This is a genomic window from Brevibacillus sp. FW306-2-1A-C05A, assembly GCF_058781555.1.
The window spans coordinates 1-11,669 of sequence record NZ_JBYSWV010000003.1; the positions used below are offsets into that span (position 1 = coordinate 1).

The 11,669-nt window shown below is 55.4% G+C and carries 17 protein-coding genes; 14 read left to right on the plus strand and 3 right to left on the minus strand.

Annotated elements, in window-relative coordinates:
• The first annotated feature begins 123 nt into the window (after positions 1-123).
• From aroQ to efp, 3 genes are read left to right on the plus strand one after another with little or no spacing between them, the layout of a single operon-like run.
• A complete protein-coding gene (gene aroQ, locus AC3WJN_RS03950) occupies positions 124-576 on the plus strand; it encodes a type II 3-dehydroquinate dehydratase (protein ID WP_007785619.1) in 453 nt (150 codons plus the stop codon).
• A 22-nt stretch (positions 577-598) separates the two neighbouring features.
• Positions 599-1,669: a M24 family metallopeptidase gene (locus AC3WJN_RS03955; RefSeq protein ID WP_005827243.1), complete on the plus strand. Its 1,071-nt coding sequence runs from the start codon at positions 599-601 to the stop codon at positions 1,667-1,669.
• Between the two features lie 42 nt (positions 1,670-1,711).
• Positions 1,712-2,269 (plus strand): elongation factor P, encoded by a 558-nt coding sequence (gene efp / locus AC3WJN_RS03960; protein ID WP_005827245.1) that lies wholly within the window; start codon positions 1,712-1,714, stop codon positions 2,267-2,269.
• A 128-nt stretch (positions 2,270-2,397) separates the two neighbouring features.
• Here efp and AC3WJN_RS03965 read toward each other — a convergent pair whose 3' ends face one another.
• Genes AC3WJN_RS03965 through comA form a run of 3 tightly spaced genes read right to left on the minus strand, consistent with a single transcriptional unit; the run spans position 2,398 to position 4,436 of the window.
• Entirely contained in the window at positions 2,398-2,868 is a 471-nt protein-coding gene (locus AC3WJN_RS03965) for a DUF441 domain-containing protein (protein WP_025843720.1), read from the minus strand.
• A gap of 39 nt (positions 2,869-2,907) precedes the next feature.
• On the minus strand, positions 2,908-3,624 hold the full coding sequence (locus AC3WJN_RS03970) for a 2-phosphosulfolactate phosphatase (RefSeq protein ID WP_007785614.1): 717 nt from the start codon (positions 3,622-3,624) through the stop codon (positions 2,908-2,910).
• The gene (gene comA, locus AC3WJN_RS03975; protein WP_005827251.1) at positions 3,615-4,436 is read right to left on the minus strand and encodes a phosphosulfolactate synthase; all 822 of its coding nucleotides are present in this window, start codon (positions 4,434-4,436) and stop codon (positions 3,615-3,617) included. Before comA ends, AC3WJN_RS03970 begins: the two co-directional genes overlap by 10 nt.
• Positions 4,437-4,587: 151 nt before the next feature.
• Between comA and AC3WJN_RS03980 the strand changes: the two genes are divergently transcribed.
• The 11 genes from AC3WJN_RS03980 to accB all read left to right on the plus strand — a co-directional run bounded on the left by AC3WJN_RS03980 (position 4,588) and on the right by accB (position 11,666).
• Positions 4,588-4,851, plus strand: a complete 264-nt coding sequence (locus AC3WJN_RS03980) for a YqhV family protein (RefSeq protein WP_005827253.1) — start codon at positions 4,588-4,590, stop codon at positions 4,849-4,851.
• 85 nt (positions 4,852-4,936) lie between these two features.
• Complete coding sequence (locus tag AC3WJN_RS03985) at positions 4,937-5,419, plus strand: CD1247 N-terminal domain-containing protein (RefSeq protein WP_005827255.1); 483 nt, start codon at positions 4,937-4,939, stop codon at positions 5,417-5,419.
• Between the two features lie 193 nt (positions 5,420-5,612).
• The gene (gene spoIIIAA / locus AC3WJN_RS03990) at positions 5,613-6,575 is read left to right on the plus strand and encodes a stage III sporulation protein AA (RefSeq protein ID WP_007785609.1); all 963 of its coding nucleotides are present in this window, start codon (positions 5,613-5,615) and stop codon (positions 6,573-6,575) included.
• Positions 6,563-7,081: a stage III sporulation protein SpoIIIAB gene (spoIIIAB, locus tag AC3WJN_RS03995; protein ID WP_005827261.1), complete on the plus strand. Its 519-nt coding sequence runs from the start codon at positions 6,563-6,565 to the stop codon at positions 7,079-7,081. Before spoIIIAA ends, spoIIIAB begins: the two co-directional genes overlap by 13 nt.
• 16 nt (positions 7,082-7,097) lie before the next feature.
• Complete coding sequence (spoIIIAC, locus tag AC3WJN_RS04000) at positions 7,098-7,301, plus strand: stage III sporulation protein AC (RefSeq protein WP_005827263.1); 204 nt, start codon at positions 7,098-7,100, stop codon at positions 7,299-7,301.
• Between the two features lie 13 nt (positions 7,302-7,314).
• Positions 7,315-7,704, plus strand: coding sequence for a stage III sporulation protein AD (gene spoIIIAD / locus AC3WJN_RS04005; RefSeq protein ID WP_005827266.1), 390 nt, complete (start codon positions 7,315-7,317; stop codon positions 7,702-7,704).
• A 16-nt stretch (positions 7,705-7,720) separates the two neighbouring features.
• Positions 7,721-8,908 (plus strand): stage III sporulation protein AE, encoded by a 1,188-nt coding sequence (gene spoIIIAE / locus AC3WJN_RS04010; RefSeq protein ID WP_026557063.1) that lies wholly within the window; start codon positions 7,721-7,723, stop codon positions 8,906-8,908.
• 8 nt (positions 8,909-8,916) lie between these two features.
• On the plus strand, positions 8,917-9,594 hold the full coding sequence (spoIIIAF, locus tag AC3WJN_RS04015; RefSeq protein WP_005827270.1) for a stage III sporulation protein AF: 678 nt from the start codon (positions 8,917-8,919) through the stop codon (positions 9,592-9,594).
• A gap of 31 nt (positions 9,595-9,625) precedes the next feature.
• Positions 9,626-10,264, plus strand: a complete 639-nt coding sequence (spoIIIAG, locus tag AC3WJN_RS04020) for a stage III sporulation protein AG (RefSeq protein ID WP_005827272.1) — start codon at positions 9,626-9,628, stop codon at positions 10,262-10,264.
• 13 nt (positions 10,265-10,277) lie between these two features.
• Complete coding sequence (locus AC3WJN_RS04025) at positions 10,278-10,940, plus strand: SpoIIIAH-like family protein (protein WP_005827274.1); 663 nt, start codon at positions 10,278-10,280, stop codon at positions 10,938-10,940.
• A 213-nt stretch (positions 10,941-11,153) separates the two neighbouring features.
• Positions 11,154-11,666, plus strand: a complete 513-nt coding sequence (gene accB, locus AC3WJN_RS04030; protein ID WP_005827276.1) for an acetyl-CoA carboxylase biotin carboxyl carrier protein — start codon at positions 11,154-11,156, stop codon at positions 11,664-11,666.
• The last annotated feature ends 3 nt before the right edge of the window (positions 11,667-11,669 follow it).

Consider the following 11,669-nt stretch of genomic DNA (forward strand, 5'->3'; position numbering starts at 1 on the left):
GTCGTGACTTCATTTTACACGAATCAATCATGGGCCGTTTTTTTATCTAGGTGTCGCACTTGATATTACAATCTGTCTTAGTAAAAAAACTTTTTGCGAAAAAACATATGGGGAGGGATGACAATGACTTCCGTTCTGCTGTTGAACGGTCCCAATCTCAATTTGCTGGGAACGCGGGAGCCAGAAATTTACGGAAAGGAAACGCTGGACGATCTGGTAGCCAAGCTGTCTTCTGTCATGGACGAACTGGGCGGCAAACTTGCGCACTGCCAGTCCAATCACGAGGGAGTCCTGATTGATGCGATTCACCAGGCAAGAGGCGTTCACGACGGCATTTTGATTAACCCTGGCGCATTCACGCACTACAGCTATGCCATTCGCGATGCGCTCGCCAGTGTGGCGCTCCCGACGATTGAAATACATATTTCCAATATTCACGCGCGCGAGGAATTTCGCCATCACTCGGTCATTGCGCCCGTCGCGATCGGCCAGGTGGTCGGCTTGGGCATGGACGGATACGAGTGGGCGCTGCGGGCGCTCGTCCGCAAAATCGAAAAAAATAACGGCTTCGCATAGACGAAAGGGGAAACGGATTGCCATGAAACAACGTTTGGATAAATTGCGTGAAGCGCTTGCCCAAGTGGGAGCGAATGCGTTCATTACGGAAAAAGCGGAAAACCGCTTCTATCTGAGCGGCTTTACCGGCTCGACCGGCTGGGTGGTTGTCACCGAAACAGAAGCGTTCCTCGTTACAGACTTCCGCTACGTGGAGCAAGCGCAGGAGCAGGCGCCGGATTTTACGGTCGTCAACAACGAGCGCAAAGCCGTCGAGGCGATCGCCAAGCTGCTGCAGGAAAAAGGCGTCAAGCGACTGGCGTTCGAAAGCAGCATCTCCTTCGGCACGTATCAGGAGTGGAGCAAAGGCTTTGACGGCGTAGAGCTCGTCCCGACAAGCGGCCTGCTGGAAAAAATCCGCATGTTCAAAGACGAGGCGGAAATGGTCATCATCCGCGAAGCGGTGGGAATTGCCGAAGCGGCTTTTGCGCATATTCAAGGATATATCCGCCCAGGCGTGCGCGAGGTGGACGTCGCGCTGGAGCTGGAGTATTTCATGCGCAAGCAGGGCGCGACAGGCTCTGCCTTTGACATGATCGTGGCGTCCGGCGTGCGCGGTGCGCTGCCGCATGGACGAGCCAGCGAAAAAGTGATCGAGGCAGGCGAAATGGTCACGCTCGATTTCGGAGCTGCCTACAAAGGCTACAACTCGGACATTACCCGCACACTCGCTGTCGGAGAGCCGAGCGCGAAAATGAAAGAGATTTACGACATCGTGCTGCGGGCGCAACTGGCAGGTCTGGAAGCGCTGAAGCCAGGCGTGACGGCAAAAGCAGCGGATGCCGCAACGAGAGACATCATCACGGCGGCAGGCTACGGCGAAGCGTACGGACACAGCGCGGGTCACGGCCTTGGCATCGAAGTGCATGAGCTGCCAGGTCTGTCTACCGCAAGCACGTTCGTACTGGAGCCAGGCATGCTCGTGACGATGGAGCCGGGCATTTACATTACCGGACTGGGCGGCGTGCGCATCGAGGACGACGTGCTGATTACCGCAGACGGGCATGAGAACCTCAACAAGTCTACGAAAGAGTTGCTCATTTTGCCCGTGTAATTTATACTATTCTACGTTATTGATTGATTTGGGAGGACAACGATGATCTCTGTAAACGATTTTCGGACCGGTTTGACGATCGAAGTGGACGGCAACATCTACACCGTGCTTGAATTCCAACACGTAAAACCAGGAAAAGGCGCGGCGTTCGTACGCTCCAAACTGCGCAACCTGCGCAACGGCAACACCACAGAAATGACTTTCCGCGGCGGTGAAAAAGTAAACCCTGCCCGCATCGAAACCAGCACCATGCAATACTTGTATGCGAGCGGTGACGAGTACACGTTCATGAACACCGAAACCTATGAGCAACTGACGTTCACTCGTAGCCAGATCGAGCGCGAGCTGCGTTTCCTCAAGGAAAACATGAATGTGCAAATCATGCAGTACAACGGCGAAACCATCGGTATCCAGTTGCCAAACACAGTCGAACTGGTTGTAACGGAATGTGAGCCAGGCGTTAAAGGCGATACCGCTTCCAACGTGACCAAAAAAGCAACGCTGGAAACTGGCTTTGTCGTCAACGTTCCCCTCTTCGTAGAAGAAGGCGAGCGTCTGATTATCGACACGCGTACAGAGGCATACGTTTCTCGCGCGTAAGGCGTAACCGACAGAATGGACAAGAAAAAGCTGTGCCCGCTCGGGTGCGGCTTTTTTTTGTACGGACAAGAACCCCCTTTTTCGCCTGAGAAAAAGGGGGGTGCCGTTTACTTCCGATCTTGCCGCTTTTATTGGGGCCAGCGCCCGCCAAACCATTCCCACAGCTTCAGCACGAAAGCGGTAATGCCTGCCGCCATGAGGGGGCCGACGGGAATGCCGCGAAAAAACACGATGCCAATGATCGACCCGATGACGAGGCCGATAATCATGTGCGGCTCGGTGCGCAACAGGTCAAGCCCCTTGCCGTTCATCCAGGTGGCAATCGCGCCACCTGCGAGTGCTGTGAAACCGACGACTGTCGTAAACAGCGGCGTGACATCTTTCCACGATATTTTTTCGCTGGCAAACGGGACCAGTACGGAAATCGTCAAAAAAAGCAGGCCAAGTTCCAGGCCGCGACGCTCGACCGTGGGGAAAAAGCGCTCCAGGGCCGTCAGCTTCAGCACCAAAAGAATGCTCGCTGCCGTCGCGATAATCGGTGAACGGCCAATTAACCCTATGACGATCAGGATGACAAGCATCACTTCTCCAGACATCATCATTGGCATCAAAACCCCTGTCCCTGTTCTCCTTTCACTCTATGAGACAAGGTGGGGGAGTATGTGTTTGTCCTTGACGTAGGGGACGAGCTGGAACTGGTCGACCTGGGAGCAGAAGCGCAAATCCTCGGCAAAATGATGCGAGACGAGCCGCTTTCCCGTCGTCGTTTGCAGCAACTGCTCCCTCAATTTGTCCGCATAATACAGGTAGCTCGCTTTCAAGGCTTCCCCCAGATCGCAAGTCTGGATGTTGGCCAACGCTTTTTGCGCCTGCACGATCATCAGCCCGGCGGCAAGCCCATCCTCGAGCGCGAACTCGGAGCGCGTGCCCGCGCAGTACAGCGTAATATCGAGATGATAGGTGAGCGCGTGATTGATGCAGGCCGTCGCGTTTAAAAAGCAGCCGATCAGCAGCGCAGAGGCTCGCTCCGCCTTTTGGATCGCGCGCGTTCCGTTCGTCGTCGTGAGCACGAGGCGCTTGCCTGGCTTTTTGGTCGCAGAGATTTCCGTCGGCGAGTTGTTGCAGTCAAAATCCGGAATTTTGCGGCAGTGCCGCTCGCCAGCCAACAGGCAGTCGGCAGCGCGCAACGAGTTTGCCTGCCCGATCGTCTCGACGGGAATGACGCACACAAAGCTGTTTCCGAGCGCGGTGACGATCGTGCTGGAAGCGCGCAGGACGTCGATGACGATGACGACGTGGTTGCTGATCTGGTCAAAGCGAATTTCCTCGACTGTCGGCACTACTTCTATTCGCACGGAGCCGACCTCCCCTCTTCCATAATCAGGGCCGTATCCCCGCGCAGGCCCCGGCGCAGCGTCTCGACGGACAAGACGTCCGTGCAAGCGATGTTGCCGAGGTTGACATCGCTGCCAAGAGCCTGAATCAAGCCCACTTGCTGATCTTTTTGTGGCGCTTCCCAGATGAGCCGCTCCGCGTTGGCCTGCGCTGCCCAGACAATGTCCCGAAGAAACGTGTGATCGACCTTGCCGTTTCCGTCGAAGACGCCGACTGTCCCGCTCTCCCGCGCTTCGACGATGACGTAACTGGCGCCGGCCGTCAGGTCAAAGTCGAGCGTTTCGAGCAGCTCCTGGCGCTGGGCGCGGTAGCCGGCAGCCTTTTTGCCCACCTCTGTATAGACGATAAGCCCGGCGTCCACGCCCAGCGCAATCGCCTCCTTGCGTTTTTCAAAAGGGAGGGGAAAGGTGCCGTCGGAAATTTCCACAGCGGAAAATCCGAGCGAACGAATTTGCTGCATGTACTCCTTGATCGTGCTGTGCCGGATGGCGACCTCGAAAAAGGTTCCGCCAGGCATGATGTGCAGTCCGTGAGCCTTCGCGGCATCGAGCTTTTGCCGGAGCACTTTTGGCGGATAGAGGGCAGTCGTGCCAAAGCCGAGTTTGTATATATCCATATAAGGAGAAGCCAGATCCAGTAAATCGAAGTAAGCAGTAAGTCCCAGTCCTTTGTCAATGACCATGGTCAGCCCCTTCTGGCGGGGCTTTTCGCGCATGCGCCCGGACGGATTCGCCCAGCTTGGGGGCAAAAACGGATGCTCACAGTCTACCATCGCATTTTCCTCATTTCTTCTAGGCGTATGGTTCAGTGTATGCCCATCTGACAACAGGAGTGAAGAAGAAAGGCGGTAGGCGATCGCCCAGTGCAAGTGCTGAAATGAGCGGGTACAGGCATAGAGTGAACGGAGGGGAGGACGAGACGGTATGTGGGAAAAAGCGATTATGGGCATGGCCGCCCTGCGGGTTTTGTCAGGCAGCATCGAAATTTTGGCCGCCCTGCTCATTTTGAAGGTCAATCAGGTCGAAAAGGCGCTGCTCATCAATTCCGGGCTGGCGATTGTCGGACCTGTCATTTTGATTACGACGACGACGATCGGCCTGCTCGGCATGTCGGATCGGGTCAGCTTTGCCAAAATCGCCTGGATTTTGCTCGGCATCTCCTGCATCCTGATCGGGGTGCGCAAGTAGCGATTCGACGATCCAGTTCCTTCCAATGGTAATCCGCGCCGCTCTAGGGAATGCTAGTGTCAAAAGACCAATGGGAGGGAATGGGATGATCGAAGCGATGGCGAATCGAATCGCCTATTTGCGTGGACTGGCTGACGGCCTGGATGTGGGCGAAAAGAGTGCGGAAGGCAAAATCATGGCAGAGATGATCGAGATCATGGACGAGGTGTGCGCCCAGTTCCGCGAGCTGCACGCCCGCGTGGAAGAGGCGGAGGATTATGTCGAGGCGCTGGACGAAGACCTCGAAGATGTGGAACTCTATCTTTTCGAAGAGGACGACGACTTGTACGAAACGATAGAAGACGACGACATAGAGTACGCCACCTGCTACGACCTCGACGATGACGAGGACGCGTATTTGTACGAAGCAGATGGCGACGCATATCTGGCGGGCGGCTACGAATTTTCCTGCCCGCACTGCCAAAAAGAGATTCACTTGCGAGAGGGCCATGATGAGGAAGGCTACACCCACTACGTCATCGAGCAGTCTTCTGGCGAGCGTGAATACCAGCCGATCAACCCTACGTAAAAAGCTTGTCCCCGCGTGCTGCCAAAAGCGCCGGGGCAAGCTTTTTTTGTTTGCAGCGGCACGCGAATGAGCCTGCTGCTTTTTCGCATTTTGCCAAAAGAGTCTTAGCATAAATCTCGTCCATCCGCGCATAGGATGGAGGTAAGTCAATGTGGACAAACGAGAGTCAGCCACAAAAAGGAGGGTACCAGATGTGAGAGAGATCATGGCGATCTTGCCGGAAGCCATACGCTCGATTTTGACTGCTCTTCCCTCCGCAGTCAAAGAGCATTTGGAAGAGATACGGCTTCGGCAAAATCAGCCGTTGGAAGTGCGCTTTGGCCAGCAATCCAGCTATGTGACGCCGACAGGCCAGCTTACCTCCACCGCGAGTAAAGGATGGATTTTTTCCGCAGAGCACGCAGTCAAGCTGTTGAATCAGGTCAGCCAGCATTCTTTGTACGCGCTGGAGGAAGAGCTGAAGCGGGGCTACATTACAGTCGTAGGCGGCCATCGCATCGGCATCGCAGGAAAAGTGGTGCTGGACAAAGGGGATGTCAAAGGCATCAGGGATATCACCAGCTTCAATATCCGGATTGCCCGGGAGAAAAAAGGGGCTGCGCAAAAAGTAATGCCCTATTTGTTTGAAGGCGGCAAAGTGCTGAGTACGCTGGTGATCTCTCCGCCGCAATGCGGGAAGACGACGCTTTTGCGCGATATGGCCCGCTCCCTCAGCTACGGGAGTGAATGGTCGTCCAGTCGCAAGGTAGGGATTGTGGACGAGCGTTCCGAGCTGGCCGGGTGTCTCCAGGGAGTGCCGCAGCGAGATGTCGGCCCCAGGACAGATGTGCTGGACGCTTGCCCGAAAGCCGCAGGGATGATGATGCTGATTCGCTCCATGTCTCCCGATGTGCTGATCGTGGACGAGGTGGGGCGGGCGGAGGACGGGGATGCCGTCTGGGAAGCGATTCATGCCGGAGTCGCGGTCATCTGCTCCGCGCATGGCGCCGACATCCAGGAGGTGGCCCGGCGCCCGATGCTCGGCAACCTGGTGCGACACGGCGTGTTTGCCCGCTATATCGTGCTTAGCCGGGCGAAAGGCGTGGGCACGATCCAGGCGATCTACGACCAAAGCATGAAGCCGCTCGAAAAGGAGAAGGTCGCATGGTCAAGCTGATTGGTGCGGTGCTCATCCTGTTCTCCGCTTCCATGGTCGGCTGGCAGATCGGCAGGTACTACGCCTATCGCCCGGTTCAGCTACGGGCGCTCCTGGTCGCCTTGCAAATGCTGGAGACGGAAATCGTGTACGGCATGACGCCGCTGCACCGCGCTTTTGTCAAAGTGGGTCGCCGCGTCTCCGAGGAAGTGGGCAAAGTGTTTCTGCACGCCGCAGAGCTTTTGGTCAGCGAAAAGGCGCAATCGGCCGAAGATTCCTTGCAGCAGGCGATGGGAAAGCATTGGGCGCAAACGGCCCTGCGCCGGCAGGAGCGGGAGGTGCTCGCGAGTCTCGGACAGGTTCTCGGGTCATCCGACAGGGAAGACCAGCAAAAGCATCTGCGCCTTGCGGTGACCCACCTGCGAGGACTTGAGGAAGAAGCGCGGGCGGAGCAGGCAAAATACGAACGCATGTACAAAAGTCTTGGCTTCCTCGGCGGGCTCTTGGTCGTCATCCTGATGTTCTAAAGGCGAGGTGTTCACAGTGGATTTTGATTTGACACCTGTTTTCCAGATCGGAGCGGTAGGGTTCATCACAGCGATCTTGCACACGGTCCTCAAACAGGCGGGAAAGGAAGATATTGCGCACTGGGCGACACTGGTCGGATTCATCATCGTCCTGTACATGGTGTCCCACTACCTCGGCGACCTGTTTTCTGAGGTGAAACGCGTCTTCCTGTTCAACTGAGGAGGGGCTCTCGATGGAAATCGTACAAATCGTTGGACTTGGACTGGTCGCAACCATACTTGCCCTGGTGATTAAAGAACAAAAGCCGATGTTCGCTTTTCTTTTGGCGATTGCGAGCGGCGTCATCATTTTCTACTTCCTGGTAGGAAAAATCGCCGAAGTCATTCGCATTCTGGAAAGGCTGGCGGTCCAGGCAGATTTGAACCTCGTGTTTCTGGAAACGATTTTAAAAATTATCGGAATTGCCTACATCGCAGAATTTGGGGCGCAAATGACCCGCGATGCCGGACAAGGGGCGATTGCCTCCAAAATCGAGTTGGCGGGAAAAGTGCTGATCCTGGTCATGGCCGTGCCGATTATCCAAATCATCATCGAAACAGTGATCGACTTGCTGCCGGCGTAAGGGAGGGGGGATGTCTGTGGCGCGTACTGGCAAATTGATCCTGTTATGGTTCGCACTCTTTTTCTATCTGTCGCCGGGAATGGTCGATGCAGCCGGGGCACCCGCAGCCAACCCGATCAACCAAATCGTCGAAGAGCAAGTCGATCACCTGCAACTGGAGCGTGTCGAGCAGTATTGGCAGCAGCTTCAGCGGGAGTACAAAGGCTACTTGCCGGACTTGAAATCCCAGGGCTTCATCCAGATTTTGATGCAGCAGGAGGAACTGACGATCTCTGGCGTCCTGCAAGGGATGGGCAAATTCATCTTCCACGAAATCTTGATGAACGGCAAACTGCTCAGCTCGATTATCATCATCACGGTGTTTGCCATGATCCTGGAGACGATGCAAAATGCTTTCGAACGAAACGCCGTTTCTACCGTGGCCTATTCCATCGCTTATCTCGTTTTGATGGTGTTGGCTATCAACAGCTTTCACCTCGCCATCACTTACGCCAAGGACGCGATCAGCAGCATGACGGATTTCATGCTCGCCATGATCCCGCTGGTCATCGCCCTCCTGGCTTCAGTGGGGAACCTCGCGACAGCGACCATGTTTCACCCGCTGATTATTTTCATGATTAACATCAGCGGCATGATGATTACGTACGTCGTGTTCCCGCTCCTGTTTCTCTCGGCGATGCTGTCGATTGTCAGCCTGTTTTCGGAACGCTACAAGGTCACGCAGCTTGCTACGCTGCTCCGAAATATCGCGATGGGCGTGCTCGGTTCCTTCCTGACGATTTTTCTCGCGGTCATCTCGATTCAGGGAGCCACCTCGGCTGTCGCAGACGGCGTCACCTTGCGGACTGCCAAATACATTACCGGCAACTTCATCCCGATCGTCGGACGCATGTTCTCCGATGCGGCCGATACGGTCTTAAACGCATCGCTTCTGGTCAAAAACGCAGTCGGCCTCGCTGGAGTGGTCATCCTCATCATCTTGTGCGCTTTCCCGGCTCTCAAGATACTGGTGCTCGCCCTGATCTACAACGTGTCATCCGCCGTGCTGCAGCCGCTCGGCAACAGCCCGATCATCAGCGCGCTCGGCACGATCGGAAAAAGTCTCCTGTTCGTCTTCGCCGCGCTGGCGACGGTGGGCTTGATGTTCTTTCTGGCTATTACCATCATCATTGCGGCAGGCAACATCTCCATGATGGTTCGGTAGGTGATGACATGACATGGTTAACGCTTTGGCTGAAAAAAATCATCCTGCTCGTCCTCCTGGCAGCCTTTCTCGATCTGATCCTGCCCAATACGACCTTGCAGCGCTACGTGAAAATGGTCATGGGGCTGATCCTTTTGTTGACGATCATCTCCCCGGTGTTCAGCCTGTTCAGTCTGTCGCAGGATGATCTCGCCCTCCGGTTGGATCGCTACCAGCAAGAGCTGAACAAACCGGCCTCTGTCGAATGGAAAAAAATGACTGACAAGCTTCTGGGACAGCAAAACGAGCAGATGACCGCTTACGTGCAGGCGCAGGTAGCAGCCGCTGTGAAGGCGCAAATCAAGGCCGATTACGGTGTGGAGGTCGCGGACGTGGCAGTCGTGATCGAGCAGAAGCAGCAGGGAGAGCCGACCTTGTCCCGCATGGAGCTGGTGATCGGCGAAGCGGACAGCGCCCCGGACCAGAACGGGTTGCAGCAGGTCCAGCCGATCAAGCCGATTACGCCCATCGCCCCGGTGGAGGTCACGATTGGCGAGGCGCAGGAGCCCAAACAGGAAGTCGAGGTGGCGGCGCGCGAGGACAATCCGCTGATGAGCCGGATGGCGAGCGATCTGGCCGCACAATGGGGGCTTTCCAAAGAGCAGGTCATTATCAAAGACGAGTCCAGGGAAAGAGAAAAACAGTAATGGCGCTGTCGACACAAGCGAGGTGAGAAAAATGCTGGAAAAGCTGAAAAAACTGTGGGAAGGAAACGGCAGCAACAAAAAGCTCAAGCCGTTGCACTATTTGATCGTCGTCCTTGGCATCGGGATTGCTGTCATGATCTTGACGGATTTTCTGCACGTCGAAAAAGATCAGCCGCTCGGATTCGCGATAAACTCCGGCGAGACGTCGCCGCAGCCATCAGGCGATGCGACGTCTCCGGTGCTTGGCGGGTCGCCCGCGCCGGACATTATCGCGGAGTACGAAAACATCTACGAATCCCAGCTTCGCGATATCCTCGCGAGTGTAGTCGGCGTGGGAGAGGTGGAAGTCATGGTCAATCTGGAATCGACACCGGAGCTGGTCGTCGAGAAAAACACGAATGTCCGCTCCTCGGTCAACCAGGAGATGGATAAGGAAAAGGCAACCCGGAATCAGAGTGACCAATCACGCGATTCGCAGGTCGTCATTGTCCAGGGCGGCAAGCAAGACCAGCCCGTCATCGTCAAGACATTGAAGCCGCGCGTCCGGGGGGTGCTGGTCGTGGCCAAAGGGGCCGACAACATCCAGGTAAAAGCGTGGATCACCGAGGCCGTGCAAAAGGTTTTGGATGTTCCCGCTTACAAGATATCCATATTGCCCAAAAAAGGGTAGGAGGTAATGGCGAATGATTCTGCGCAAGCAAACAGTTTGGTTGTTGACGATGCTGGCTGTAATGGTGGTACTCTCCGGCTACTATTTGGTGAAGGGGCCGCAAGAGCAGATTCCGACCTCGGGACAAGAGCAGGCAGTCCAGAAGCAAGAGCAGATTTCCGGCGTGGAGGTGGAGACCAAGCAAGTCGAGCAGGCTCCAGGCGCTACTGCGGTCGATGCCAAGGATGGCAAGCAGGAAGCAACGACTCCTGTCGGGCAAACGCCAGCTCCTGAAGAAGCGAAGCAAACTTCTGGCAACGCGGTCGTTCCGGTAGCCGAGACGGCGGCCGAAGTTTTCCAGGGCTTCAAGCTGAATCGGGAAGCGCAAATCCAGCAGCAAAAGGATGAGCAGCTTGCGATTATCAACAATGCCGATGCTACTCCGCAGGCGGTAGCCGAAGCCAAGGCCAAGTACGACGAGCTGTCCACGTTGGAGACGGCTACGATGAACGTGGAAGAAATGCTCAAGGCGAGCGGCTACCAGGATGCGGTCGTCCTCATCAAGAACGACAAAGCCACTGTGATTGTGCAAAAAGACAAACTGAGCGCAAACGAAGTGGTGGAAATCATCGCCCAGGTCAAGCAGCATTTGAACATGCCGGCGACGAACATCAACGTCCAGTTCAAGGCGTCCTGACTGGCGAAAACAAGCTGAGCTACCCGTTATAAGCGGCCCCTGTAGTGGGCATGCTGGTAAGGATTTTCTCGCTTCCTCTCGGCAGGAAGCGGGGAAATCCTTTCTTGACGTGGTATGGGCAACAGGCTACCATGGATTTATGGTTTGCCAAAAAGGATACATATGGGACTCCCTGTTCCGCTATTGAAACAAACGAAGGAGTGCTTTTTCGTCATGAAAATTCATGAAATCCGAGAAATTATTAAGCTGATCGATCAATCTTCCATTAATGAATTTAAACTGGAGACCGAAGGGGCAAAAGTGACTCTGAAGAAATCCAGCGGTACAGAGACAGTAGTAGTGACACAACCAGTCGTACAAGCCCAGGCGGCGGCTCCTGTTGCGGCTGCGCCAGTAGCGGCGGCTCCAGCGCCTGTGCAAGCAGCGCCTGTTGCGGCGGAAGCGCCGAAAGCTGCTCCGAGCGCTCCTGCTGTTGACGACGCGAACCTGCACAAGATCGTCTCGCCGATGGTCGGAACCTTCTACAGCGCACCAGAGCCTGGCAAGCCTCCTTATGTACAAGCTGGCGACAAGGTCAATCCGAACAAGGTCGTCTGCATCGTGGAAGCGATGAAGCTGTTCAACGAAATCGAAGCAGAAGTACATGGCGAGATCGTCAAAGTGCTGGTCGAAGACGGCCAGCTCGTTGAATACGGTCAAGCACTGTTTTTGGTGAAGCCAGAATAAGGT